This is a genomic window from Massilia varians (assembly GCF_027923905.1).
Taxonomy (GTDB): domain Bacteria; phylum Pseudomonadota; class Gammaproteobacteria; order Burkholderiales; family Burkholderiaceae_D; genus Telluria; species Telluria varians_B.
In genome coordinates this window covers 3,354,337-3,380,754 of the sequence record NZ_AP026966.1, presented here as the reverse complement: position 1 = coordinate 3,380,754, position 26,418 = coordinate 3,354,337, and the positions used below count along the sequence as shown (strand labels likewise).

Below are 26,418 nucleotides of genomic sequence, written 5' to 3'. Positions count from 1 at the left end.
GCTTCAGGCGCGCATCGCGAACGTCGTCTTGCAGCGCGGGTAGTAGATGCAGCCCCAGAATGCCCCGCGCTTGCTGTCGCGCGCGACCATCTTGGTGCCGCAGGAGGCGCAGGTTGGTGTGCGGTAGTCGCCTTCGAAGGCGACGTCGAGCAGCGCCTTCTGCTTGTCGAGCGGGAGGTCGAGGATTTTCCTGGCGAATGCCTCGCCGTCGAGCAGCTGGAGCGGGTTCGCCGCGCCGAACTGCAGCGCATCCGGCGTGTAGGTTCCGGTGGTGACGAAGATGCCTCTCCCGACGCCTTCGTGCACCATCACGCCGAGCAGCTCGCGAACTTCCTTGACCCCGACCGGATGGGTATTCCAGGCCTTGCACTGGACGATCGCCAGCGGTTTCGCCGGATCGACCTTGAACAGCTTGACGTCGATGCCGCCGTCCGGCCCCGCGGCCAGGGTCGCCGTGGTAAAGCCGACGGCTTCGTAGTACCTGGCGCAGAGCAGCTCGAAGCGCTTCCATTCCAGCGTGCGCAGCGCATCGAGCGACCATGCCGTCGGCGCAGCAGGAAGGCTGGCAGCGCCTGGCTTCGAGACCGGTAGCGCATCCGGGACGACGCGCATTCGCGCGCGCTGCCGGCTGGACCGGAAGCCAGCTGCCTGCTTCAACCCCTGGATTCCAGCACGCAGCGCCGCCAGCAATGCCATGCAGGCCAATGCGGCAAAGACGATCCAGGACAGCGCCTCGAGATGCGCTTTCAGTGCCGACAGCGCGCCGCGCTCGGGAAGAAAACCCGGCAGTATCCAGCGGATCCCGAAAAAGGCGCTGACTGCGAGCGCGGCGCTGAATTGCCAGGGCAGGGCGACCAGGTCGTTTGCCAAACCCTTGTTACTACGGCGAGCCATTTTCAACTCCATGTTGTCGTGTGGAAATAATAGTAGTTGAGTATGTAGCAGCTGTCCTTGGAAATCTGCGCTGAACACTGTTTTGATGCGTCGTGCATCTACTGATATCAAATCAGGTATCTGATCAAAGACAAATATGATTGGATCAGCATCACACTTTGTCTTACGATTGCGAAACAACAATACCGGAGACTAAGGTAATGACCCTCACCCGCAGAACCTTCCTGGGTAGCGCCGCCGCCTGTGCCATCGCTTGCGCGATGCCGGCCTACGCCGCCAAACCCCTCACCATCGGCTTCTCCCAGGTCGGCGCCGAAAGCGAATGGCGCACCGCCAACACCGCCTCGATCAAGAGCGCCGCCAAGGCGGCCGGCGTCAACCTGAAGTTCGCCGACGCCCAGCAGCGCCAGGAAAACCAGGTCAAGGCAATCCGCTCCTTCATCGCCCAGCGCGTCGACGTAATCGCCTTCTCGCCGGTCGTCGAATCCGGCTGGGACACCGTGCTGCGCGAAGCCAAGGCCGCCAAGATCCCGGTCATCCTCACCGACCGCGCCGTCAAGGTCAGCGACCCCTCGCTGTACGTGAGCTTCATCGGTTCCGATTTCGTGGAAGAGGGCCGCCGCGCCGCGCGCTGGCTGGTCGAGCACCAGAAGAAGAACCCGAACCGCAGCTACAACATCGTCGAGCTGCAGGGCACCGTCGGCTCGGCGCCGGCGATCGACCGCAAGGCCGGCTTCGCTGAAGTCATCAAGGACCATCCGAAGCTGAAGATCATCCGCTCGCAGACCGGCGACTTCACACGCGCCAAGGGCAAGGAGGTGATGGAAGCCTTCCTCAAATCCGACCGCAAGAACATCAACGTGCTGTACGCGCACAACGACGACATGGCGATCGGCGCGATCCAGGCCATCGAGGAAGCGGGCCTGAAACCGGGCAAGGACATCCTGGTGGTGTCGATCGACGGCGTGCGCGGCGCGTTCGAGGCCATGTTGCAGGGTAAGCTCAACGTCACCGTCGAGTGCAACCCACTGCTCGGGCCGCAGCTGATCCAGACCGCGCAAATGGTCAAGGCGGGCAAGCCGGTGCCGAAGCGTATTACCGTGAACGAGGGTGTGTTCCCAGCTGAAGTCGCGGCCAAGGAATTCCCGAACCGTAAATACTGAGGCGGCCATGCTCGCCTCGACCACCGTGGCGCCGGTCCTGGAAGTGACCGGCATCCACAAGCAGTTCCCGGGCGTGAAGGCGCTGCTTGATGCGGGCCTGCGCCTGTTTCCCGGCGAAGTCCACACGTTGATGGGCCAGAACGGCGCCGGCAAGTCGACCCTCATCAAGGTCCTGACCGGCGTCTACCAGCCCGAGCGCGGCAGCATCCAGCTGGATGGCCGCGCGATCGCGCCGACGTCCACCCAAGACGCCCAGCAGCTCGGCATCAGCACGGTCTACCAGGAAGTGAATCTGTGCCCGAACCTGTCGGTTGCGGAAAACATCTTCATCGGACGCTACCCACGCCGCTTCGGCATGATCGATTGGCGCGGCATGCGCCGCCAGGCTGCCGAACTATTAAAACGCCTGCAGATCGATGTTGACGTCTCCCAGCCCCTGTCGAGCTATCCGCTGGCGATCCAGCAGATGGTGGCGATCGCGCGCGCCCTGAACATTTCGAGCAAGGTCCTGATCCTCGATGAACCCACCTCCAGCCTGGACGAGAACGAAGTCCAGCTGCTGTTCTCGGTGCTGCGCGGCTTGCGCGAGCATGGCATGGCGATCCTGTTCGTCACCCACTTCCTCGACCAGACCTACGCGATCTCCGACCGCATCACCGTGATGCGCAACGGCGAGCGCGAAGGCGAGTACCTGTGCAGCGAGCTGTCGCGCCTGGCCCTGGTCAACAAGATGATCGGCGCACCGGCCGAGGCGCAGGAAGAAACCGGCAGTGCCTGCGCCGCAGCCGGCGAAGCCACCGAGACCTTCCTGCGCACCAAGGCGCTGGCGCGCAAGGGGGTGCTGAACCCGATCGACCTCGAGATCCGCAAGGGAGAATTGCTCGGCCTGGCCGGCCTGCTCGGTTCCGGCCGCACCGAGACCGCGCGCCTGCTGTTCGGGGCCGACAAGGCCGACGCCGGCGCGATCGAAATCGACGGCCGCAGCCGCGTGTTCTCCACGCCGCGCGACGCCATCCAACAGGGCATCGGCTTCTGCTCCGAAGACCGCAAGCACGAGGGCGCGATCCTGGCCCTGTCGGTGCGCGAAAACCTGATCCTGGCGCTGCAGGCGCGCCAGGGATTGCTGCGCGCGATCCCGATGCGCCGCCAGCAGGAACTCGCGGCCCACTATGTGAAACAACTGGGGATCAAGACGGCGAGCATCGAAACGCCGATCGGCACGCTCTCCGGCGGCAACCAGCAGAAGGTCCTGCTGGCGCGCTGGCTGGCCACCGAGCCGAAGCTGATGATCCTCGACGAACCGACGCGCGGCATCGATGTGCGCGCCAAGCAGGAAATCATGGATTACGTTACCACCCTGTGCCGCAAGGGCATGTCGATTCTGTTCATCTCGTCCGAGCTGCCCGAGGTGCTGCGCGTGAGCGACCGCATCGTGGTCATGCGCGACCGCAAGGCCTGCGGCGAGTACGGCCGCGGTGAGCTGGACGACAGCACGGTGCTGCACGTGATCGCCGGGGAGGGCAGCGCATGAACGTCGCTGTCAAGGAAACCGTGCTGGCGCCCGCGCAGTCGGCAAAACCCTCGTTGTTCCAGCATTCGCTGTTCCGCCCCCTGGCCGCGCTGGCGCTGCTGCTCCTGATCGACTTCCTCCTGATCCCCGGCTTCTTCCACCTGGAGATCAAGGACGGCCACCTGTACGGCAGCCTGGTCGACATCGTCAACCGCGCCGCTCCCTTGATGCTGGCCGCGATCGGCATGACCCTGGTGATCGCCACGCGCGGCATCGACATCTCGGTGGGCGCGGTGGTGGCCCTGTCCGGCACCGTCGCCTCGATGCTCATCGGCGGCACCATGGTGATCAACAACGGCGTGCCCGAGTACGTGGCGCAGACGCCGATGGGACTGGCCCTGCTGGCCGCCTTGGGCGCCGCCGTGCTGTGCGGGCTGTGGAACGGGGCACTGGTGGCGGGCCTGGGCCTGCAGCCGATCGTCGCCACCCTGATCCTGATGGTGGCCGGGCGCGGCCTGGCCCAGCTGCTCACCGACGGCCAGATCGTTACCGTCTACTACCAGCCCTTCTTCTTCCTGGGTAGCGGCTACTTGCTCGGACTGCCGTTCGCGCTGTTCGTGGTGATCGCGGTGTTCGCCGCCACCAGCCTGCTGCTGCGGCACACGGCGCTGGGCCTGTTCATCCAGGCGGTTGGCATCAATCCGGTGGCGGCGCGCCTGGCCGGCATCCGCACCGCGGCCCTGGTCGTCTTCGTCTATGTGTTCAGCGCGGCCTGCGCCGGCATGGCCGGGCTGATGATCAGTTCCAATGTGAAGAGCGCGGACGCCAACAACGCCGGCCTGATGCTGGAGCTGGACGCCATCCTTGCGGTCACGCTGGGCGGCACCTCGCTCGCCGGCGGCAAGTTCTCGCTGATGGGCAGCATCATCGGGGCGCTGATCATCCAGACGCTCACCTACACCATCTATTCGCTGGGCGTCCCGCCCGAGGTCAACATGGTCGTGAAAGCAAGCGTGGTGTTCCTGGTCTGCATCTCGCAGTCCGACCAGTTCAAGAGCCTGTGGAAGAGGAGGGCGGCATGAACGCATTGACCACGCGCGTGTCGAGCGCGCCCTGGTTCACCTCGGCCGCGACCGTGGTCCTGCTGGCGGCCATGCTGCTGGCCGGCGGCCAGGCATATGACGGCTTCCTGTCGCTGCAGGTGATGCTCAATCTCCTGATCGACAACGCCTTCCTGCTGGTGCTGGCGATCGGCATGGGCGTCGTGATCCTATCCGGCGGCATCGACCTGTCTGTGGGCGCGGTGCTGGCCCTGAGCACCATGGTTGCGGCCTGGCTGCTGCAGGTGGCGCATTGGCCGCCGCTGGCGGTGATCGCCATCGTGCTGCTGGGCGGCGCAGCATTTGGCGGCGCGATGGGCACCATCATCCATGTCTTCCGCCTGCAGCCCTTCATCGTCACCCTGGCCGGCATGTTCCTGGCGCGCGGCCTGTGCTACCTGATCAGCATCGAGTCGATCACCATCGAGGATCCGCTGTTCGTGGCCATGTCGCAGACCCAGTTGCCCTTCCTGGGCGGCTTCCTGTCGCCGGGCGCCCTGATCGCGATCGCCATGCTGCTGCTGGCGGTGTGGATGGCGCATTACTCGTCCTTCGGACGCGCGGTGTACGCCATCGGCGGCAACGAGCAGTCGGCCGCGATGATGGGCCTGGCCGTGGGCCGCACCAAGGTAGCGGTGTATGCCTTCAGCGGCTTCTGCGCGGCGCTGGGCGGCCTGCTGTTCTCGTTCTACATGCTGTCCGGGTACGGCCTGCATGCGCAGGGCACCGAGCTCGATGCCATCGCGGCGGTGGTCATCGGCGGCACCCTGCTGACCGGCGGCTACGGCTACATCCTCGGCGCGCTGTCGGGCGTGCTGGTGCTCGGCACCATCCAGACCCTGATCGCCTTCGACGGCACCCTCAGCTCCTGGTGGACCAAGATCGTCATCGGCGCGCTGCTGTTCGTGTTCTGCGTGGTCCAACGCCTGATGGGCTTCCGTCAGAAGCAAAGCTAATAAATAAGAGCAATATATAAGGAGACGTGATGAATAAGATGTCCGTACTCGTGGCCGGACTGGCCGCTGCATTGGCCGCGCCCCTGGCCGGGGCTTCGAATCCCATCGTGAAGGACATCTTCACCGCCGACCCGGCCGCGCTGGTCGACAACGGCCGCGTCTACGTCTATGTCGGCAAGGACGAAGCGCCCGTCGGCGGCAAGGAGTACGTGATGAACGAGTGGCGCGTCTACTCCAGCTGCGACATGAAGAAGTGGACCGATCACGGTTCGCCCCTGCGCTACAGCACCTTCAAGTGGGCCGGGCGCGACGCCTGGGCTTCCGACATCGTCGAGCGCAATGGCAAGTACTATTTCTATTCGACTGTGGACCACGCCGCCCTCAAGAGCAAGGCGATCGGCGTGGCCGTCTCCGATAGCCCGACCGGGCCCTTCGTGGACGCGCGCGGCACCGCGCTGATCACCAACGACATGACCAAGCAAACCGATATTCCGTGGGACGACATCGACCCGGCTGTCTTCATCGACGACGATGGCCAGGCCTATCTGTACTGGGGCAACACGGTGATGAAGTACGCCAAGCTCAAGCCCAACATGATCGAGCTCGACGGTCCGATCCACACCGTGGGCCTGGACAACTTCGTGGAAGCGGCCTACCTGCACAAGCGCAAGGGCACCTACTACCTCTCGTACTCGCGCAAGTTCCCCGAAGAGACCGTGGTGATGAGCGGCCCGACGGCCACCGGGCCCTGGTCCTACGGCGGGGTGATCATGGAAAAGAACAGCAACGTCAACACGATCCACCAAGCCATCGTCGAGTTCAACGGCAAGTCCTACATCTTCTACCACAACGGCAAGCTGCCGACCGGCGGCGAATACCGCCGCTCGGTCGCGGTGGAAGAACTGCACTACGGCCCGGACGGCAAGATGCTGCCGGTGGCGCAAACGGCGGAAGGGCCGGCCGCCAACCCCTCGCCTGGCTGCAAGTGATAGCCATCGAGCGGCATTTCCATTGGATCGATATCACAAATGATATGATTTCCTGATGGATACGACGAACCCAAACTGGTTTCTGAAGGCGCGCCTCAAGACGCGCCAGCTGCTGCTCCTGATCGCGCTGGACGACTACCGCAACATCCACCGCGCGGCCGAGGAACTCCACATGACGCAGCCGGCGGCGTCCAAGCAGATCAAGGACCTGGAAGAGATGCTGGAGGTGCGCCTGTTCGAGCGCCTGCCGCGCGGGATGGAACCGACCATCTACGGCGAGACCATGATCCGCCACGCGCGCATGGCGCTCACCAGTCTGGCGCTGGCGCACGACGACCTGGTCGCCCTGAAGGCCGGCCTGTCCGGGCAGGTGGAAGTAGGCGTCATCATGTCGCCGGCGATGGCGCTGCTGCCGCGCGCGATCGCGCGCATCAAGGAGCAGGCGCCCTTGCTGCGCATCGGCGTGCACCTCGAGCCCAGCAACGTCCTGCTCGACAAGCTCCAGCGCGGCACGCTCGACTTCATGATCGGCCGCATCCTGGAGAAGGAAGACTCGAGCGGCCTGGTGTACGAGGAGCTGACCGAGGAACCCGCCTGCGCCGTGGTGCGTCCCGGCCATGCGCTGCTCGAAGCGAAGGACCTGCGCCTGGAAGACATCGCCGACCAGCCCTGGATCCTGCCGCCGCCCGGCAGCATCCTGCGCCACCGCTTCGACATGATGTTCCGCCGCGCCGGCCTGCAGCCTCCCGTGAACGTGGTCGACACCACCGCGCTGCTGCTCATCACCACGCTGCTGCAGCAGACCGATTCGCTGCACGTGATGCCGCAGGAAGTGGCGCAGTACTACGCGTCGCTGAACGTGATGCGCATCCTGCCGATCGAGCTGCCCTGCAAGATGGACGCCTTCGGCATCATCCGCCAGCAGGACCACCTGCTGGCGCCGGGCGCGGACCTGCTGCTCAAGCAGGTGAGGCTGGCGGCCTCCGAGATCTACTGAACCGAGGACCCTGAACATGATGAAAGCCCGTCTGAGCTTCGCACTGGCGCTCGCGCTGGCCTTGCCGGCCGCCGCAGCGGAATTCGCCAACCCGCTGGTGCTGCAGCGGGCCGATCCGCATGTGACCCTGCATGGCGACGGCTATTACTACTACACGGCCACCGTCCCGGAATACGACCGGATCGAACTGCGCCGCACCCGTTCGCTGGACGAGCTGGGCAAGGCCGAGGCCAGGGTCGTCTGGCGCAAGCATGTCGGCGGCCCGATGAGCCGCCACATCTGGGCGCCCGAGCTGCACCATATCGACGGCAAGTGGTACCTGTACTTCACGGCCGGACGCGAGGACGCCCCTTTCGACATCCGCCTCTACGTGCTCGAGAATGCCGCCGCCAATCCCCTGGAAGGGCAGTGGATCGAACGGGGGCAGCTCAAGACCGGCTGGGAATCCTTTGCCCTTGATGCGACCACCTTCGTGGTCAAGGGCCAGCGCTACCTGGCCTGGACCCAGAAGCCGCCCACGGCGGACCGGCACATGACGGCCGTGTACCTCGCGAAGATGGACACGCCGCTGTCGATCCAGGGTCCGGCGACGCTCTTGACCACGCCCCACTATGCGTGGGAGAAGATGACCCATCACGTCAACGAGGCCCCGGCCGTGCTGGTGAAGAATGGCCGCGTTTTCATGACGTATTCCGCCAGCGCCACTGACGCCAGCTACAGCCTGGGCCTGTTGACGGCCGCGGAATCCGCCAATCTGCTCGATCCGGCCGTATGGACCAAGTCGCCAGTGCCGGTGTTCCGCACCAATGCGGCGACCGGGCAGTACGGCCCGGAACACAATTCCTTCACCACCACGCCGGACGGCAAGCAGGACATCCTGGTCTATCACGCGCGCAACTACGAAAAGATCACGGGCGACTCCCTGTTCGACCCGAACCGCCATACGCGCGCGCAGCCCATCACGTGGCGACCGGACGGCACGCCGGACTTCGGGGCTCCGGTGCCGGATGCGCGTGTGGCCCGGCCGTCGCGCTGAAGCAGGTATCGATCGAAGGAATTAATCCGCTTCGGGCCGGTCCAGGCCGGACACTTCCTGCGCGGCGCCCTGCGTTTCGCCTTCCGCCTGCGCCCCCGGTGTGCGCAGGCGCAGGTTCGCCGCCAGCATCGACACGAACAGCTTGGTGGCCGGATTCAGCGGGCGGCGCGGGTGCGACACGCTCACCACGCGCCGCACCAGCCTCGGCGACACGATGGCATGGGCGCGCAGCGACCCGCTGGCCAGCTGCCGGTGCACCGCGACACGCGGGACGATGCTGGCCACCGGGCAGCGCTCGACCAGGTTGATGGCCGCGATCAGAGAGTCGATTTCGAACTTGGCCGTCAGCTCGATGTTCTCGTTCTCGGCGAAGCTGTCGATGTTGCTGCGCAGGCCATGGCCGCGGCTCGGCAGGACGAGCGGCAAGCCCAGCGCGGGCACCTGGCGCAAGGCCAGGTTCTGCGGCAGGCTGGCCGCCAGGCCGGCCCCGGTGATCAGGACCATCTCCTCGTCGACGATGTGCTCGACGTCGAGCGCCAGCGGGCGGCGCGGCTTGTTGACGATGGCCGCATCCAGCCGTCCCGCCGTGACCCAGTCCGTCAGCGTGCTGGTATAGCCGTCGCTCACCGTCACGTCCACCTCCGGATACTTGTTCGAGAAGTCGCTCAGCGTCTCGACCAGCACCCCTTCGGTGATCGAGGCGATCAGGCCGATCTTCACGTGTCCGCGGATTTCTCCCTCGCTGCTGAGCATCTGGGCCTCGGCATTCGAGAAGTCGCGCACGATGGGGACGAACAGGCGATACATCTGACGCGCGGCGGCGGTCGGCACCATGCCCTGCTTGCCTCGCTCGAACAGTTTCTGGCTGAGGTGATCCTCCAGCCTGCCGATCTGCATGCTCAGGGCTGGCTGGACGATGTTCAGCCTGTGCGCGGCACGGGTGACGGTGCCTTCCTCGTACAGCGCAATGAAGTAGTGAATCTGGCGCAAGTCCATGGGAATGTGGCTTCAGGTATTGATGTCCGAAGCCGGCATCTTACTTCAGAATGAGTGCCGCAGCCCGGCCATGATCCCGTTCTGCGTGCGTCCCGGCGCCGCGCTGCCGCCCACGTCGAGGGCGATCGCCGCCTGACCCCGGTTGTCCATGCGCCCGACCGCACCGTACACGGCGGTACGCTTCGAGAACGCGTAGGTGAGGCGCGCGGCCATCAGGTTCGAATCGTCGGCCGATGCGTCGACCGCCTTGCGCGCGACCTGGGCGTCGAGCGTCAGGCTGGCGCTGAGGGGATGGCTGACCCCCAGATAGTAAAGGTCCGATTCGGTCCTGCCGGGCGCGGCATCCGTGGTCCTGGCAAACATGCCGCCGCCCAGCTTGGTGCGTCCGAGCATGACGTAGGCGTTGATGCCTACGCGGCGGTCGGTGTTTGCGCTGCTCGTGAGGCCGTTCGCCGCGCCCGGGCCGCCGCGCATCCGGTCGTAGACGGCATTGATGCCGAATGCGTCGGTCTCGTAGCCGAGCAGCGCGGTGATCTGGCGGCAGGCGTCGTCGTCGGCCGCCAGTTCGCCCGGGCAGCCGGTTGCCGCGGCCCCGCCGGCCGAGGACGCGTCGCGCCCGAGGCTGTAGCTGGCGCCGACGGTCCAGCCCTTGAAGTTGCCCACATAGGCCAGCGCATTGTCGCTGCGCGCATTCGGCAGGTAGAGGTCGATGCTGCTGATCGAGAACAGGGCGGGGCCGAGCACGTCGCTCCTGGCGGTGCTGAGGTAGGTCATGTTCATCACCCGGCCCAGCTGCAGCGTGCCCCAGCCGCCCTTGAGACCGACCCAGGCCTGGCGGCCGAACAGGCGGTTGCCCTGGCCGGACAGGCCGGTGTCGGGGCCGAAGCCGGCCTCTACCGCGAAGACTGCGCTCAGGCCCTTGCCCAGGGCTTCCTCGCCGCGAAAGCCGATGCGCGAGGGCAGGCTGCCGGTCAGCGACGGCACTTTGGTGACGGCCTTCCCTTCGGCATTGGCATTGCTGATGCGGGCCAGCGCCGCATCGACGATGCCGTACACCGTGACGTTTCCCTGTGCGCATGCCGGTGCCGAGAGGAAGCCGGCCAGGCATGCGCCCGCAAGCATCGCCTTGCGGCGCTGTCCTTCGAGGTAACTCATGTTGTCTCCTGTAGTTTTCAGTTTGTTGTCCGGCTTCAGACCAGGCCGGCGTTGCGGAAGATGTGCTTGGTCTCGAGGAAGTCGGCCAGGCCTTCGTAGCCATGCAGGCGGCCGATGCCGCTGCGGCGGTAGCCGCCGGTTTCCGCTTCGGCGAACAGCCGGTTGTGGTCGTTGATCCAGACGGTGCCGTTGCGCAGCGCGCGCGCCAGGCGCATGGCGCGGTCGCCGTCCGCCGTCCAGACACTCGCGGACAGCCCGAACACGCTATGGTTGGCGCGCGCCACCGCGTCCTTCTCGTCCTCGAATTTCTCGAGCACGACGAAGGGGCCGAAGATCTCGTCCTGGGTGAAGAAGGCGCCGGTATCGGCGTGCGCGACCAGGGTCGGGCTCAAGAAGTGGCCGTCCGCCAGCTTGCCGTCGCCACGCCCGCCGCGCAGCACCACTTCGTCGCACATGTCGAGGGCGCGTTCGACGTCGCACGACACGCGATCGAGCGACTCGCCGTCGATCAGCGGCCCCATGCCGGCGCCCGGAGCGTCGCCCGGCGCGACGACGATTGCTTCCAGTGCCGCCTTCAGGGCGCGCTTCATCTCATCGAAACGCGAGGCATGCACCAGCACGCGGCGCGCGGCCGTGCACTGCTGGCCCGAAATGATGGTCGCCGCCGTGGCCAGGCGCTGGGCCACGGACCTGATGTCGGCGTCGGGAAACACCAGGCAGCTCGACTTGCCGCCCAGCTCCAGCGACAGCTTCTTCATGGTCGGGGCGGCGGCCGCCATGATGCGCTGGCCGGTCAGGTTGGAGCCGGTAAAGCTCAGCACGTCCACCTCGGCCGAGGCCACCAGTTCCTGCGCCACCTCGCTGCCCCGTTCCAGCACCAGGTTGAGCACCCCGTGCGGCAGGCTTTCCACCGCCGCCAGTTCGCGCAGCACCTCGGTGGTGATCAGTGCGGTCTGGTGCGCCGGCTTGATGACTACGGTGCAGCCGGCCGCCAGAGCCGGCGCGAGCGAGCGGATCAAGAGCACCACCGGCGCGTTCCACGGGATGATCAGGCCCGCCACCCCGGCCGCCTCGCGCAGCGTGGCCGAGTAGGCGCCCGGCTCGACTTCCATGAAGTGCCCCGGGATGTGGCGGGTCAGGCCCGCGTAGTAGCGGATTTCCGAGATGGCCGCCGCCAGCTCGCCGCGCGACTGCGCCAGCACCTTGCCGTTTTCCTGGGTGAGCAGGGCGGGTAGTTCGGGGCGCTGCTCGAGGCGCTGCGCCCACTCCAGCAGCACCAGCTGGCGCAGGCGCGCATCGTGCGGCCACAGCGAGCCGTCAAAAGCCCGGCGCGCGCCGGCGATGGCCAGCCGTGCATCTTCAGTGCCGCTGGCGGCGTAGCTGCCGATGACGCTGCCGTCGGCCGGGTTGCGACTTTCGCCGACGGCGCCGGACGCGGCGCCCTGCCACTGCCCGTCGATGTAGTTGCGTGCGTTCAGATTGCTCATCCGGAGCTTCCCCCTGGGTTCAGCTGCCGTTGAAGCTAGGGGAACGCTTCGCATGGAAGGCTTCGACGCCTTCGCGGAAGTCGTCCGAGGAACGCAGGCGGCTGTAGCAGTGGCCTTCCAGCTCGATGGCGATCGACAGCGGCGAATCCTCGGTGTCGTTCAGGAGCTTCTTGGCGGTGCGCTGGGCGATCGGCGAGAAGGCGCGTAGTTCGTCGACCAGGCGGTCGGTGGCCGCTTCCAGTTCGGCGTCGGGCACGCATTCGGTGGCCACGCCCCAGTCGTAGGCCTGCTGGCCCGGGATGCGGCGCGAGCGCATCACGATGTCCTTGGTGCGCGTGATGCCGACCATCTTCTGCAGGCGCGCCGAGCCGCCCGAGCCCGGGATCTGGCCGAGTTTCTGCTCCGGCAGCGCGTAGAAGGTGGTGTCGGTGGCGATGCGGAAGTCGCAGGCCAGCGAGATCTCGAAGCCCACGCCGAAGCAGAAACCGCGGTTGGCGGCGATCACCGGTTTGCTGCAGCGCGCCGGGGCGGCGATGTTCCAGGCCAGCTTGGACACGTGCTCCGGGCTGGCCTCGAGGAAGCCCCTGATGTCGCCGCCGCTGGAGAAGTGCTGGCCTTCGGCGCGCAGCACGATCACGCGCACGCGCTCGTCGAAGTCGAGCGCCTCGAACACCAGGCGCAGCTGGTCGCGCTGGGCCATCGAGATGATGTTGAACTGGCCGTTCGACAGGATGATGTCGGCACGCTGGCGCTCCGGGTCGACTTCCACGCGGAAGCCCTTGAGGTTGTCGAGCAGCTGGTGGGCCGGGTGGTTCAGTTGGGTTGCTTGGGTCATGCTGTTCTCCTGGAGGTTATTGATTGCGTTGTTCGCTTGTTTGCTTGCTCATGCCTTCCCAGCGTTTGACGAGGCCATCGTGGGGAAGGTCGAACAGGTCGAGCAGGCGCCCGACGGTATGGTCGACGAGCTCGTCGAGCGAGCCGGGACGGGTGTAGAAGGCCGGCACCGGCGGAAAGATGATGCCGCCCATCTCGGTCACGCTCGTCATGTTGCGCAGGTGCGCGAGGTTGAGCGGGGTTTCGCGTACGACCAGCACCAGCCGGCGCCGCTCCTTGAGCATCACGTCGGCCGCGCGCGCAACCAGGTTGTCGGCCAGCCCGTGGGCGATGCTGGCCAGGGTTTTCATGGAGCAGGGCGCCACCACCATGCCGGCCGACCGGAACGAACCGCTGGCGATGGTCGCGCCGATGTCCTTGACGTTGTGCACCACGTCGGCAAGCGCCTCGATGTCGGCGCGGCGCAGGTCGAGTTCCTGCTGGGCCGTCATGACGCCCGACGACGACATCACCAGGTGCGATTCGCAAGCGCCTGATTCACGCAGGGCCTGCAGCAGGCGCACGCCGTAGATGGCGCCGCTGGCGCCGGTGATGGCGACGACCAGGCGCGGCTTGCTCATGTGCGCACCGTCACGTTCGACCAGTCGATGGCGGCGCCGCGCACGATCTCCTGGTCGAGGTCGATCTCGGTCTCGCCCGGGATGCGCACCTTGGTAAAGACGTGGCCGTGGTAAGCCACCGGCTTGGTGGCGTCCAGGCCCATCTTGGCGCTGATGCCCTGCAGGTGCGGCGGGGCGACGCCGTCGCCGGTGTAGCCCACCGTGGTCGAGGGGTCGAGCACCGAGCCCTGCGCGCCCGAGATGACGATCAGGTCGCGGTCGGCCTGGAAGCGGGTGGCGACCGCCCATTCGACCTGCTGCGGATCGTGCACGTCGACGTCCTCGTCCACCACCGTGACCTGCTTGATGTCGTAGTGGGCGCCGAAGGCGCCGAGGATGACGTTGCGCGGCTCACCTTCGCGCTGCTTGCGGAACTTGACGTACAGGTGGTAGCGGCCCACGCCGCCGACCGACAGGTGGACGTCGAGCACGCCGGGGAAGCTGCGCTGCAGGTGGGCCAGCATGGTGGCCTCGCGCGGGATCGAACCGAGCAGCAGGTGCTCCATTTCGGCCGGCACGATGGTGTGGTAGATCGGATTGTAGCGGTGGGTCACGGCCTCCACCACGATCACCTCGCGGTTCTCCTGGGCGCTGTAATACTTCGGGAACTCGCCGAAGGGGCCCTCCGGCTCGCGCAGCTTCGGGAGCAGCTTGCCTTCGATGACGATTTCGGCGTTGGCAGGCACGCGCACCTCGCTGGTGAGGCACTTCGCGACCGGCAGCGGCGCGCCGTGCAGGGCGCCCGCGATTTCCAGCTCATCGTGGTCGATCGGCGTGATCGCCTGAGAAGCGAGCAGGGTGAGCGGATCGGCGCCGATCACCACCGCCACGTCGAGTGGCTGGTCGTTCGCCTCGGCCGCCTGGTAGAAGGCCAGCAGGTGGCGCGGCAGCATCAGGATCGCCATGCGGTCGCGGCCGTGCACCTGGATGCGGTTGATCGACACGTTCTGCACGCCCGTGACCGGATTGCGCGCGATCACCAGCCCGGCGGTGATGTAGGGACCGTTGTCATGTTCGCTGTGGGTCGGGATCGGCAGCAGGGTGTGCAGGTCGAGCTCCTGCTCGTCCTGGCCGAAGCGGTGCACGACCTGCTGGCACGCCGCGCCGGCGTCGACCTCGCGCCAGGGCAGCGGGTGCTCGACCGCCTTGCGAAAGGCGGCCAGCAGCCCTGCCTGTTCCACGCCCATCGCCTCGGCGATCCAGGCGCGGCGCGAGACGAAGCCGGACACCACGGGAATGTCATGGCCGCCCGGGCGCGGGAAATAGGCGGCCTGGGCGCCGTCGAGGCGCTTGGCGATCGCCGCGAGCCGGTGTTCGAGCGGCACGCCTTCGCGGATCACCGCCAGGCGCTGCGTCGCTTCCAGGTGGGCCAGCCACTCGCGCAGGTCGCGCGCCTTGCCGGTCGACATCACTTCTGCGTTCGCGTCTGCCTTCATTGCACACTTCCTTCCTTGTTGCCGGGCGCGGGCACCGGTTCGTACTCACCGGCCACCAGCTTGCGTCGCAGGATCTTGCCGACCGGTGACTTGGGGATCTCCCGCACGAAGACGTATTCGCGCGGGCGCTTGAAGTTCAGCAGGTCAGACGACTGGCAGTAAGCGTTCAGCGCTTCCGGGCTGACCACGCCGTGCGTCTTGACGAAGGCGACCACCTTCTGGCCCCAGCGCTCGTCCTTCAGGCCGGCCACCGCCACCTCGTCCACCGACGGATGCAGCGACAGCACCGACTCGATGTCGACCGGGGAGATGTTTTCGCCGCCGCTGATGATCATGTCGTCCATGCGGCCGGTCACGAACAGGTCGCCCTCGAGGTCGATGTAGCCGGTGTCGCCGGTGAAGTACCAGCCGCTGCGAATCGACTTGGCGTCGGCGTCGGGGCGGTTCCAGTAGCCTTCGAAGGCTTCGTCGCCCTGCAGGTCGCAGATGATCTGGCCTTCCTCGCCCGGCGCCACGGTCCCTTCGGGCGATTCGGCGTTGAGCGGCACCACGCGCAGCCGGGTGTTGATGCCGGCACGTCCGGCGCTGCCCGCCTTGCGGGTTGCGTCCTGGTCGATGGCGAAGGTGTACACCTCGGACGAGCCGTAGTGGTTGACGAACAGCTCCGGCTGGAAGGCCTCGGTCAGGCGCTTGAGCAGGCCATCCGGCATCGGTGCGCCGGCAAAGCCGAGTTTCCTCACCGAGGAGATGTCCGCGCCGTGTTGTTCGCGCCATGCCAGCATGTCGTGGTAGAGCGTCGGCACCAGGTACAGGTTGGTCACGCGCTCCTGTTCGATGGAGCGGAACGCGGCGGCGCAGTCGAACTTCGGCACGCAGACGAACAGGCCGTCGACCAGCGCCATCGCCAGCAGCGAGCGCACGCCCATGGTGTGGTACAGGGGCATGACGCCGAGCGTGCGCTCGCCGCGCCGGTACAGGTTCTGGGCGACGTGGCCGAGGGCGCCTGCGCGCTCGGCGCGGTGGCGGCGCGGCACGCCCTTGGGCTTGCCGGTCGTGCCCGAGGTATACAGCATCAGCGAGATGTCCTCGGCCTGGGCCGCCAGGATCGGCGACCCGGGAGCGCGTGCGAGCAGCTCGTCGAACGCCAGCGTGCCGCCCGCGGCGCCGCCGACGGCGATCCGGGCCACGCCGGCCGCGGCCGCGCTGCCGCCGACCGCCGCTTCGCTGACGGATTCGTAAGCGATGGCTTTGGCGCCGGAATCTAGCAGGCAGTACTCGACTTCCTCGGGTTTGGCGCGCCAGTTCAGTGGCGTGGCGATCACGCCGCTGAACTGGCAGGCCCAGTGCAGCGTGGCCATTTCGATACGGTTCTGCAGCACCACCAGCAGGTGGTCGCCGCGCTCCAGGCCAAGGGCGGCCAGCCCGGCGCAAGCACGCTGTATCCGTTCGTACCACTCGCTATAGGTAAGGCGCTGCTCGCCGTCGACGACCGCCAGCGCGTGGGGACTGCGTTCGACGCTTTGCAGGAATGTGCGTCCAAGATCCAGCACGATGTTCTCCTCCGGTTGATTGTTCGTTTCGTTGATCTAGGCGTTGACCAGCCTGGACTGTCCGGCGTCGCCGACGCCGGCGTGACCCGGGCTGTCCGGGGCCAGGCCGGGAGCGTGCGGCCTGCCGAGGCGTTCGGCGGCCGTTTCCAGCACGGCCTTGACGATGTTGGTGTAGCCGGTGCAGCGGCACAGGTGGCCCGAGAGCATTTCGCGCACTTCTGCTTCGGTCGGGTCCGGGTTGCGGCGCAGGTAGTCGGTGCAGGACATCATGATCCCGGCGGTGCAGAAGCCGCACTGCAGCGCGTGGTTGCGGCGGAAGGCTTCCTGCAGGTCGGACAGGCCTTCCTGGCCGCCGTTCAGCCCTTCGACGGTCTCGATCCGGCAGCCCTCGGCCTGCACCGCCAGGGTCATGCAGGAGCGTCCGGCGACGCCGTCGATGTTGACGGTGCAGGCGCCGCAGACGCCATGCTCGCAGCCGACGTGGGTGCCGGTGGCGCCCAGGTCCTGGCGCAGGAAGTCCGACAGCAGGGTGCGCGGTTCGCAGGTGCCGCTGCGCCGTTGGCCGTTCAGGACCAGTTCGATGCGCACGACCTCGTTTTTGCGGTAGGTTTTCATGAGAGTGCCTTTTCAATCGCGGCGCGCCCCAGGTGGCGCACCAGTTGCCGCCTGAACTTGGCCGAGGCGTGGTGGTCGTCCTTGGCGCCCAGCTCCCAGGCGAAATCGTTGATCGCCGACGCCAGGTCGTCGCCGGCGATGCGGCCCCAGGTCCGCACCGTCGGCCGGTCCGAGACGCCGCCGACGGCCAGCCGGATACTGTCGGGGCCGACCACGGCCGCCACCGCGCACATGGCGAAGTCGCCATGGCGGCCGGAGAACTCGTCGAAGGCATAGCGCACGCCCGGCTGGGCCAGCGGATAGCGCGCTTCCACCAGCAGTTCGTCCGGCGCCCGCGCCGTCATCAGCATGCCCTGGAAGAAATCGGCTGCGGCGACGGTGCGCTGGCCGCGGCGGCTGCGCAGCACCACTTCGCCCCCTAAGGCCAGCAGGGCCAGGGGCAGCTCGGCGCTCGGGTCGGCATGGGCGAGCGAGCCGCACACGGTGCCGCGGTTGCGGATCTGGAAGTGCGAGATGTGCGGGAAGGCCTGGGCCAGCAGCGGCACTTCCGTGGCCAGCGTGGCGCGCCACTCGACGCTGCCCTGGGTCGCGGCGGCGCCGATGGCGAGCTTGCCGCCGCTTGGGCGGACATAGTTCAGGTCCGGGACGCGCGAAATGTCGATCAGCACGCTCGGCTGGGCCAGGCGCAGGTTCAGGACGGCCATCAGCGACTGGCCACCGGCCAGGATGCGCGCGTCATCGCCGGCGTCGGTGAGCAGGGCGACGGCTTCATCAAGGCTGGCGGGACGGGCGTAGTCGAATGCTTGCGGTTTCATCGTTGTACTCCAAACAGGGCCAGGATGCGTGCCAGCAGGCCGCGTTTCGCTGAGGGTGCGGCCACGGCCGCCCCTTTGCCGCCGGCCTCGCGGCCGAGCTGCTCGAACAGCTGGTTCAGCACGATCTTGGCGGCGCCCTCCAGCATGCGGCTGCCCACGGCGGCCACCTTGCCCGACACTTCGGCCGCGTAGTCGTAGCGCAGCAGCGTGCCGCCGTTCGATGGCTCCAGCGTGACGACGCCGCTGCCGCGCGCGCTGCCGACCGCGGACAGACCGGAACCGGCCAGGCGCAGGCTGCGCGGCGGATCGAGTTCGGACAGCGCCACCTCGGCGGCGTAGCGCGCCTTGATCATGCCCACGCCGACACTGACGTCGGCCCGGTAGCGGTGTTCTCCCGCCGGCTCCAGCGCGTTGCAGCCGGGGATGACCTTGGCCAGCGCCACCGGGTCGAGCAGGACCCGGAACACGGCTTCGGGCGGCGCGTCGAGCAGCACTTCGCCGCGCGCGGCGAGCGCTTTGCCACCCTTGCCGCCGCCGGCCGTTGCCGGTGCGGGCGCGGCCTGCGCCTGACGCACCGCAGGCGAGGGCGGCGGCTCGTCGGCACCGATCAGGTCGGCGACCTTCGAGGGCGTGAGCGGCAGTTCGACGTCCTTCAGGCCGAGTGCGTCGGCCACCGCGTTGCCGATGCACGGCGGCGTGCTCATGTTGTTGCCTTCGCCGAGGCCCTTGGCGCCCAGCGGCGTGAAGGGAGAAGGCGTCTCGATGTGGATGATCTGCGGTTCCGGCACTTCGCAGGTGGTGGGCACCAGGTAGTCGGCGAAGGTGCCGGACTGGAAGCTGCCGTCCTCGCCGTAGCGGAATTCCTCCATCAATGCCGCGCCCAGGCCCTGGGCAAACGCGCCGCGGATCTGGCCGTCGGCCAGGGCCGGGTTCAGGATCTTGCCGGCGTCGTGGGTGGTGACGTACTTGTCGATCGTCACGCGGCCGGTATTGCGGTCGATCTCGACGCCGCATACGTCGAACGCGAAGCCGTAGGCGGCCGAGGTGTTGACGCGGTCCTGCTCGTCCGGCGCGCCGAGCTGCGGGGCGGTCCAGAAGGCGGTTTCGCGCAGGCCCGGCTCGACGCCTTCCGGCAGCAGGCCAGGAGCCCAGTGCGGACTGGCGGCCATGCGGAGAAAAGGCAGGGAACGTGACGGGTCGCCCTTCGCGTGCACCTTGCCGCCGGCGAAGACGACGTCGACCGGGTCCACGCCGAGCTGCGGCGCCGCCACCAGCGCCAGCTTGTCGCGGATCTTGCCGGCGGCCAGGTGCACGGTGCCGGCCACCGCCCCGGCGAAGCGGCTCGAGTAGTTGCCGGCCGCGACCGACCAGGCATCCTTCTGGGTGTCGAATTCGACGTTGACGGCGACCTGGTCCGGCTCCACGCCCAGCACGTCGGCCACCACCTGGGCGCACACGGTGCGGTGGCCCTGGCCGGCAGGGGCCGAGGCGATGGTGACGTTGATGCCGCCGAGTGGGTCGATGGCCACGCTGGCCGAGGCGATGGCGCCGTTCTTCGGGCCGGCCTTGGCGCGCGCTTCCTTCGGCAGGACGGTCGTGATGTAGCCCATGTTCGAGATCGAGGGCTCGACGATCGCGGCAAAGCCGATGCCGTACAGCCGGCCTTCGGCACGGGCGCGCTTGCGCTTTTCGTACAGGGCAGCCAGACCGCCTTCGTCCTGCATCAGTTCCAGCGCGCGCTGGTAGTTGCCCGAGTCGATCAGGGCGCCGGCCGCCGCCTGGTAGGGGAAGGCATCGGCGGGAATGAAGTTGCGGCGGTAGACCTCGAGCTGCTCCAGCCCCAGTTCGACGGCGATGCGCTGCATCAGGCGCTCGAGCTGGAAGTAAACCTGGGGCCCGCCGAAGCCACGCACCAGGCCGGCCGGGGTCTTGTTGGTCAGCACCACGCGGTTGCGCACCGCCAGGTTCGGGATCGCATAAGCGCCGGTAAGAACGCCGTGCATGCGGTAGAAGGTGGCCGGCTCCGGCGCGCGCAGGTAGCCGCCGACGTCGTCGAACTGGTCGTACGACAGGGCTGTGATGCGGCCGTCGCCTTCCACGGCGGCGCGGATGGTCGACAGGCGGTTGGTGGACGAGGTCAGGCCGCCCAGGTGCTCGAGCCGGTCCTCGACCCATTTGACGGGGGCGCCGGCCTTGCGCGAGGCCAGGCACATCAGCACCGCGTACTGGAACACCGCGTGCTTGACGCCGAAGCTGCCGCCGGAATCGCGGAAGGTACGGTGGCGCAGCTTGTGGCCGGGCACGCGCAGCGCCAGCGCCATCACGGTGTGCAGGGAGAACGGCCCCATGAAGTTGGAGGCGACGTCGTAGCCTTCTTCTTCCGACAGGTAGTCGGCGACCACCACCGCGCCTTCGATCGGGGTGCATGAGTTGCGCGGATAGTGCACCGTGAGCTCCACCGTGTGCGGCGCATTGGCGAAAGCGGTTTCCGGGTCGCCGTAGCGAAAGCTCCGGTCGCTGGCGATGTTGCTGCCGTGGCCTTCGTGCAGGATGGGAGCGTCGGGGCGGATCGCGGACTCGATCGACACCACCGGGTCGAGCTGGGTGTAGTCGACCACCAGCAGGTCCGCGGCGTCCTCCGCGAGGTAGCGCGTATCCGCGACCACCACCGCGACCGGCTCGCCCGCATAGCGTACCCGGTCCACCGCCAGTGCCCACATCTCCATCGGCGCCTTGACGCCGACCACGAAGGGCTTGGACCAGGCGGCCAGGTCGCGCCCGGTCAGCACGGCGCGCACTCCCGGAGCGGTTTCGGCACGGCTGCTGTCGATGCCGTTCAGAGTCGCGTGGGCATGCGGCGAGCGCACGATGGCCGCGTGCAGGGTGCCCGGCTTGACGCCGACGTCGTCGCCGTACTGGCCGCGCCCGGTCAGGAGCGAGGCATCCTCGATGCGCCGCATCGGGCGGCCCACGAAGGGCCCGGCCTGCTGCTGCCCGTCGATATGGGCGATCTTCATTTCCATGCTGTCGAACTCCCGGGCGTGACGCCTGTGTTGATAATTTCAGTATAGGGAGGCAAGGTCATCACGCCTAATAGTGTTTATTGATCCGAAATATCACAAATTGTGATGCTTGCGCCGGTCTTCGGCCACTGGGGTGGCCGCATCGGGGCCGACGATGCGCCGCTCTTCTTCGCCCATGGTGGCATGCCCGCTGCCGTGGAACAGCGTGCCCCACAGGCCCTTGCGCAAGTCGCTGGTGCCGAACAGGGCATCGCAGATCGGGAAGGTCAGGTTGAAGTTGCGGGTGGCCATCAACTCCGGATGGTGGTGGATCACATGCATGCGGCGCACCGTGTTCACCAGCGGCAGGCGGTCGAGGAAGGGGCTGTCGACCACGTGCGACAGGGTGTGCAGCGCCTCGTACATGAGGAAGTAGCCGGCCATGGTCAGCATCGCGATATACCCGGCGTTGGCGGACCACAGCCAGCCCACCAGCAGCGCGAAGGGCAGCGCCGCCAGCACGAACATCACCGGTGCAAACGGCGGGAACAGCAGTGCGCGCCACATCTTCTGTCCCTCGTACTCGAGGGTGACGTGGGTGAAGAACTGGTGGTGCACCGCGCAGTGGCGCTTGTAGATCGCGTTGAAGTACTTGCTCGGGCGGTGCAGCAGGTAGCGGTGCGCCGCCCACTCGGCCCAGTTACCGAACAGGAAGATCGGCAGCGCGATCATCCATTCCTGCCAGCGCGAATTCTCGATCTGGAACAGGCACCACGCGATCACGCTGCCGGTGAACAGCAGGGTGAAGCCAAGGTGCATCTCGCCGCGGTACCAGCCGGGCGTGGCGGCGACGTACTCGTCACGAAAGCGGGCAGAGCGTTCGCGGATCTTCTGGTCCTTTGCATGCATGGTGTGTTCCTCCATCTCCGTAGGCGTTCAGGACTGCGGCTCGTCGAGCTTGCCCATGGTTTCGGGCACGACCAGGGCGCCGATCAGGAAGATGACGCTGATGCCGGCGAGGTAGAGTGCCAGCGACATCGGCACGTCGGTCGGCAGCGGCGAGCTGAGCGACACGAAGGTCGGCATCAGGCCGCCGATCGCGAAGCCGATGTTCCACGAGAGGCCGGTGCCGGTGGCGCGAATCGCCGTCGGGAAGCGCTCGTTCAGGAAGATCAGGATCGGGGCATAACCCATGCTGCCGAGCATGCTGAAGACGATGACGTAGACCGCCAGCGTCACCGTATCGGTCACGCCCGGCATCAGGAGGGCGATCGCCGGCAGCAGGATCAGGCGCGCGACGCCGATCCAGACGAAGGCCTTCTTGCGTCCAATCAGGGTGCTCAGGTGCCCGGCGGCGATCGAGGCGACGATGACGCCGACGCTGGCCAGCATCAGGATGAAGCCGGAGGTCGTGGCCGGGGTCCCGGTCACCACCTTCAGGTAGGTGGGCAGGAAGCCCGAGGTCAGGTAGTAGCCGGCGCCGCCGCCGATGGTCAGCAACAGGTTGACCAGCAGGATGTTGCGGAACTTGGCGCTGAACAGGGTGCGGACCGGATGTGCATCGGCCACCACGGTCGCCTTGCTGCGTGCCTTGGCTTCCTGCATCTTCTTGAACATGGGCGATTCTTCGAGCTTGCTGAAGATCGTGATGCCCAGCACGGCGCTGATGATGCCGGTGAAGAACATCCAGCGCCAGCCCCATTCGTCGAAGGCCTCGCCCGGGAAGATCTCGGACAGGGTCCAGTAGACCACCGAAGCCAGCAGGGCGCCGAGGCCGGCGCCGCCGCCGCCGATCAGGCCCGAGACCGCGCCGCGCCAGCGCGGCGCCACCGACTCGGTGCCGATGGTGTGGGTCGAGGCGACCACGCCGCCCACGAACACGCCCTGGATCAGGCGCAGGACGATGAACAGGATCGGTGCGAGCACGCCGATCTGGGCGACGGTCGGCAGCAGGCCGAAGGCCGCGGTGGAGACGCCGACCCCGATCATCGAGGCGATCATGGCGGCCTTGCGGCCCTTGCGGTCGGCGTAGGACCCGAACAGGGCCGAGCCCAGCGGCCGCATCAGCACGGTAACCCCGAACGAGGCATACACCGCCGCCAGCGACAACATCGGGTTGTCGGACGGGAAGAACAGCCGGCCGATGATCGGCGCGACGAACAACAGGATGAACAGGTCGTACAGGTCGAGCGACCAGCCGACAGTTGAGGCGACCACCGCCCTGAGCGTATGGCGGTTGTTCTCCCGCTCCGTGAATGCGACTTCGTTTGTGACCACAGCCATTTTCGTCTCCTAGGGTTGAGCAGCGCCCGGTGTTTGGGAAAGCACCGGGCGACTGCGAACTGTTTCTGCGCCGTCTGGCGCGGCGTCAGGGATCTACGGCCAGCACGCGCTGCTGACGCATGCCGGCCCCTGGCCGGCGCGACAGGATCGCGTCGGCGATTTTTTCGGCCATCATGATGGTGGGGATGTTGGTGTTCGCCGAGGGCAGGCTGGGCATGAGCGAGGCGTCCACCACGCGCAGATTCGCCACGCCGTATACGCGGCCCTCGGAATCGGTGACGGCCTGGCGGTCATGCGCAGGGCCCATGCGGCAGGTGCCGCTGGCATGCCACACCCCGAACACGCTCTTGCGGATGAAGGCATGCAGCGCTGCCTCGTCGGCCAGCAGCGCCGCCATGCGCTGGCCGCCGGTAACGAAGCGCTCGATGATCCAGCGCCGCAGGGGAGCCGGGGTGTCGAGGCCGATGCCGAGCAGCCGCGTCAGCAGGTCGTTGGCCGGGCTCACGCGGCTGAGGGCCTTGATGCGCGGCGAGAACGCGGCCGGGAAGAAGTCGCCGGGGTGGCGGTGCAGGTCGGTGCGCTGCAGTACTTGCGCAAGCCGGCGCACGCCGAGCGCCATGCGCTCCAGGTCGCGCTCGTCCGAGAGCAGGTTCAGTTCGACTTCGGGCGCGACCAGGGGATCGGACGACAGGATCCGTACCTGCCCGCGCGAATACGGCCGGTTACACCAGAGGAAGAACAGGCCCAGGCGGTTGCCGAGCGCATGCCAGGCGGCGCGGGTGGCGCTCGACATGTACATGTCGCCCGGCTCGCAGCCGTCCAGCTGCGAGGAAAAGCGGGCTGCCGTCATGCTGGCGCGGCGGCGCGCCAGCGGCATGCGGAATTCCGGAGCCAGGAAGTGGCAGAAGGTGAGTGCCGGGTGGTCCTGCAGGTTGCGGCCGACGCCGGGCCGGTCGGCCACCACCGGCACGCCGAGCTCGCGCAACAGCCGGGCATCGCCGATCCCGGCGCGCTGCAGCAGCGCGGGCGATTGCAGCGCGCCCGCCGAGACGATGACTTCGCGGGCGGCGAAGCGCACCCGGTTGCCGCGCGCGTCGACGGCGATCACGCCGCTCGCCGCGCCCTGCCTCATGACGAGCTGCTCGACCCGCATGCCGGCGTGGATGCGCAGATTGGGCCGGGCGCGCGTGGCGGCGTCGAGGTAGCCGACGGCGGTGGAGACGCGGCGGTCGTCGATGTTCGAGAATGCCGCCGGGAACAGTCCGTCGCCGAATTCGGCGTTCTGGTCGTCCAGGTAGGGCAGGCCACTGGAGCGCAGGCCTGCCGCGAAGGCGTGGCAAAAGCGCGGCCAGGCGTCGGGCATGATGCGGCGGATCGGAATCGGGCCCTTGCTGCCGTGCAGGGGAGAGTCGGGAAAGTCGAGGTCGCGCTCGAGCTTGCGGAAATAGGGCAGCACCTCGTCCCAGCCCCAGCCGTCCGCGCCATCGCGGGCCCAGCCGTCATAGTCGCGCGGCAGACCACGGTTGGCAGCCTGCACGTTGATGCTCGAGCCGCCGCCCATCACGCGGCCCTGTTCGTAGACCTTGGGGGCGGCGCCGGCGGTGGCGCGCGCTTTCAGCTCCGGCCAGATATAGCGCTCGCCCCAGAACAGCGGCATCGGGTAGCTGTCGAGGATTTCCGCCGGTACCGCGCCCGGCGGCGTGTCGGTGCCGGCCTCGATCAGGGCGACCCGCATGCCGGGATCGGCGGACAGGCGGTTGGCGAGCACACAGCCTGCCGATCCTCCGCCCACGATCAGGTAGTCGAAACTTTCCTGTGCCAGTTCCAGATGCGCCACGTGCGTCTCCTTATGTCGTGCAGGTACGGCGGCTGCTGGCCGCCATGTCACTGCTTATGTGACACGAGATTAACGCGGAACTGTCATCTATTCTAATAATGTTTGTTTATGCATAATATCAATTATTCTGATGGAAGGGCTGGGAGTACCCCACGATGAAGCGCCCGGCTTCGGTGATGATGCGCGCGGCCTGGTCACGATGCGGAGAGTGCCCGCAGTCAGGCAGGATCGCCAAGTGCGTGTGCGGCGCCAGGCGCTGGATGCCGCGCACCTGCTCGAGCGTGCCGTATTCGTCGCCTTCGCCCTGGATCGCCAGTACCGGGACGGTGATCTTCGCCACCTCTGCGCGGATATCCCAGTCGCGAAAAGCCGGATCGAGCCAGATATCGTTCCAGCTGCGAAAGGCCGAATCGACGTCGAGGTGATACGGCGCCAGGCGTTCGCGCAAGCGCCCGTGCAGCCAGGCTTCGCGTGCCTGGCGGATCGACGCCAGGCCGATCTCCTCGACCATGATGTGGGGAGCGGCGACCACGATCCCACTCAGGTCCGCGCCATGGCGGGCGGCGTGCAGCAACGCGATCGAGGCGCCGTCGCTGTGGCCGAACAGCCAGGGGCGGACGATGTCCAGTTTGGCCAATAGCGCCGGCAGCACCACCTCGGCCTCGTAATGCAGGAAGTCCCGGGTCTGCGGCTCGTCGGGTGGACGCGGGGTGGAGCGGCCGTAGCCGTAACGGGAATACACGAGGCCGCGCAGGCCGTTGGCCCGGCAGAAGCGGTCTGGGAAATCCTTCCAGAGCGCAACCGAACCCAGGCCCTCGTGCAGGAAGACGACCGGCGGATAGCAGGAATCGGCGTGGCCGACCCAGTCGAGTTCGAGCTGTATCCTGCGGTCGCGCCACGGGAGGTCGACTAAGGCGGGGGGCGCTGTCGTAGGTGTAGTCGGCGTGTGCGTCATCTGCGGCTGGCATTGGGCGTGGAACAAGGCCGCCATGCTACACCGTTCTCGCGCGATCGCGCGCCCGAGGCAGAGTGAAAGATGCAGCAACAGCTTGCGCGATTGGGCGGCGGGAACAACACCAGGCGCACAGTGCAGTATGCTATCCC

At 67.2% G+C, this 26,418-nt stretch carries 22 protein-coding genes; 7 read left to right on the top strand and 15 right to left on the bottom strand.

Going from position 1 to position 26,418, the window contains the following annotated elements; genetic code table 11:
• Positions 1-3: 3 nt before the first annotated feature.
• The gene (locus tag MasN3_RS15155; RefSeq protein WP_281908216.1) at positions 4-894 is read right to left on the bottom strand and encodes a restriction endonuclease; all 891 of its coding nucleotides are present in this window, start codon (positions 892-894) and stop codon (positions 4-6) included.
• A 200-nt stretch (positions 895-1,094) separates the two neighbouring features.
• Here MasN3_RS15155 and MasN3_RS15150 point away from each other — a divergent pair, with 200 nt between their 5' ends.
• The 7 genes from MasN3_RS15150 to MasN3_RS15120 are packed head-to-tail and all read left to right on the top strand — an operon-like array spanning position 1,095 to position 8,645.
• The gene (locus MasN3_RS15150) at positions 1,095-2,057 is read left to right on the top strand and encodes an ABC transporter substrate-binding protein (protein WP_281908215.1); all 963 of its coding nucleotides are present in this window, start codon (positions 1,095-1,097) and stop codon (positions 2,055-2,057) included.
• A gap of 7 nt (positions 2,058-2,064) precedes the next feature.
• Positions 2,065-3,588, top strand: a complete 1,524-nt coding sequence (locus tag MasN3_RS15145) for a sugar ABC transporter ATP-binding protein (protein ID WP_281908213.1) — start codon at positions 2,065-2,067, stop codon at positions 3,586-3,588.
• Positions 3,585-4,649: an ABC transporter permease gene (locus tag MasN3_RS15140; RefSeq protein WP_281908212.1), complete on the top strand. Its 1,065-nt coding sequence runs from the start codon at positions 3,585-3,587 to the stop codon at positions 4,647-4,649. Before MasN3_RS15145 ends, MasN3_RS15140 begins: the two co-directional genes overlap by 4 nt.
• Positions 4,646-5,623 (top strand): galactofuranose ABC transporter, permease protein YjfF, encoded by a 978-nt coding sequence (gene yjfF / locus MasN3_RS15135; RefSeq protein ID WP_281908211.1) that lies wholly within the window; start codon positions 4,646-4,648, stop codon positions 5,621-5,623. Before MasN3_RS15140 ends, yjfF begins: the two co-directional genes overlap by 4 nt.
• A gap of 29 nt (positions 5,624-5,652) precedes the next feature.
• Positions 5,653-6,612 (top strand): glycoside hydrolase family 43 protein, encoded by a 960-nt coding sequence (locus MasN3_RS15130; protein WP_370662300.1) that lies wholly within the window; start codon positions 5,653-5,655, stop codon positions 6,610-6,612.
• 55 nt (positions 6,613-6,667) lie between these two features.
• Complete coding sequence (locus MasN3_RS15125) at positions 6,668-7,609, top strand: LysR family transcriptional regulator (protein ID WP_281908209.1); 942 nt, start codon at positions 6,668-6,670, stop codon at positions 7,607-7,609.
• Positions 7,610-7,625: 16 nt separating this feature from the next.
• Positions 7,626-8,645, top strand: coding sequence for a glycoside hydrolase family 43 protein (locus MasN3_RS15120; RefSeq protein ID WP_281908208.1), 1,020 nt, complete (start codon positions 7,626-7,628; stop codon positions 8,643-8,645).
• A 21-nt stretch (positions 8,646-8,666) separates the two neighbouring features.
• Here the strand turns inward: MasN3_RS15120 and MasN3_RS15115 are convergent, their stop codons facing one another.
• The 14 genes from MasN3_RS15115 to MasN3_RS15050 all read right to left on the bottom strand — a co-directional run bounded on the left by MasN3_RS15115 (position 8,667) and on the right by MasN3_RS15050 (position 26,269).
• Positions 8,667-9,641 (bottom strand): LysR family transcriptional regulator, encoded by a 975-nt coding sequence (locus MasN3_RS15115; RefSeq protein ID WP_281908204.1) that lies wholly within the window; start codon positions 9,639-9,641, stop codon positions 8,667-8,669.
• Between the two features lie 45 nt (positions 9,642-9,686).
• Entirely contained in the window at positions 9,687-10,796 is a 1,110-nt protein-coding gene (locus MasN3_RS15110) for a porin (RefSeq protein WP_281908202.1), read from the bottom strand.
• Positions 10,797-10,831: 35 nt separating this feature from the next.
• The gene (locus tag MasN3_RS15105; protein WP_281908201.1) at positions 10,832-12,283 is read right to left on the bottom strand and encodes an aldehyde dehydrogenase family protein; all 1,452 of its coding nucleotides are present in this window, start codon (positions 12,281-12,283) and stop codon (positions 10,832-10,834) included.
• A gap of 19 nt (positions 12,284-12,302) precedes the next feature.
• Positions 12,303-13,118 (bottom strand): enoyl-CoA hydratase/isomerase family protein, encoded by an 816-nt coding sequence (locus tag MasN3_RS15100; protein WP_036217507.1) that lies wholly within the window; start codon positions 13,116-13,118, stop codon positions 12,303-12,305.
• 16 nt (positions 13,119-13,134) lie between these two features.
• Positions 13,135-13,737 (bottom strand): UbiX family flavin prenyltransferase, encoded by a 603-nt coding sequence (locus MasN3_RS15095; RefSeq protein WP_281908197.1) that lies wholly within the window; start codon positions 13,735-13,737, stop codon positions 13,135-13,137.
• Positions 13,734-15,212 carry a UbiD family decarboxylase gene (locus MasN3_RS15090; protein WP_281908196.1) on the bottom strand — a complete coding sequence of 493 codons (1,479 nt, stop codon included), beginning with the start codon at positions 15,210-15,212 and terminating at the stop codon, positions 13,734-13,736. Before MasN3_RS15090 ends, MasN3_RS15095 begins: the two co-directional genes overlap by 4 nt.
• On the bottom strand, positions 15,209-16,762 hold the full coding sequence (locus MasN3_RS15085; RefSeq protein WP_281908195.1) for an AMP-binding protein: 1,554 nt from the start codon (positions 16,760-16,762) through the stop codon (positions 15,209-15,211). The genes MasN3_RS15090 and MasN3_RS15085 overlap by 4 nt, the downstream gene beginning before the upstream one ends.
• Positions 16,763-16,798: 36 nt before the next feature.
• Positions 16,799-17,377, bottom strand: coding sequence for a (2Fe-2S)-binding protein (locus tag MasN3_RS15080; protein ID WP_281908194.1), 579 nt, complete (start codon positions 17,375-17,377; stop codon positions 16,799-16,801).
• On the bottom strand, positions 17,374-18,192 hold the full coding sequence (locus MasN3_RS15075) for an FAD binding domain-containing protein (RefSeq protein WP_281908192.1): 819 nt from the start codon (positions 18,190-18,192) through the stop codon (positions 17,374-17,376). The genes MasN3_RS15080 and MasN3_RS15075 overlap by 4 nt, the downstream gene beginning before the upstream one ends.
• Positions 18,189-21,215, bottom strand: a complete 3,027-nt coding sequence (locus tag MasN3_RS15070) for a xanthine dehydrogenase family protein molybdopterin-binding subunit (protein WP_281908190.1) — start codon at positions 21,213-21,215, stop codon at positions 18,189-18,191. Before MasN3_RS15070 ends, MasN3_RS15075 begins: the two co-directional genes overlap by 4 nt.
• 93 nt (positions 21,216-21,308) lie before the next feature.
• Positions 21,309-22,103 carry a sterol desaturase family protein gene (locus tag MasN3_RS15065; RefSeq protein WP_281908189.1) on the bottom strand — a complete coding sequence of 265 codons (795 nt, stop codon included), beginning with the start codon at positions 22,101-22,103 and terminating at the stop codon, positions 21,309-21,311.
• Between the two features lie 27 nt (positions 22,104-22,130).
• Positions 22,131-23,477 (bottom strand): MFS transporter, encoded by a 1,347-nt coding sequence (locus tag MasN3_RS15060; protein ID WP_281908188.1) that lies wholly within the window; start codon positions 23,475-23,477, stop codon positions 22,131-22,133.
• Between the two features lie 85 nt (positions 23,478-23,562).
• Positions 23,563-25,314, bottom strand: coding sequence for a GMC family oxidoreductase (locus MasN3_RS15055; RefSeq protein ID WP_370662299.1), 1,752 nt, complete (start codon positions 25,312-25,314; stop codon positions 23,563-23,565).
• Between the two features lie 118 nt (positions 25,315-25,432).
• Complete coding sequence (locus tag MasN3_RS15050; protein ID WP_370661402.1) at positions 25,433-26,269, bottom strand: alpha/beta fold hydrolase; 837 nt, start codon at positions 26,267-26,269, stop codon at positions 25,433-25,435.
• Between the last annotated feature and the right edge of the window lie 149 nt (positions 26,270-26,418).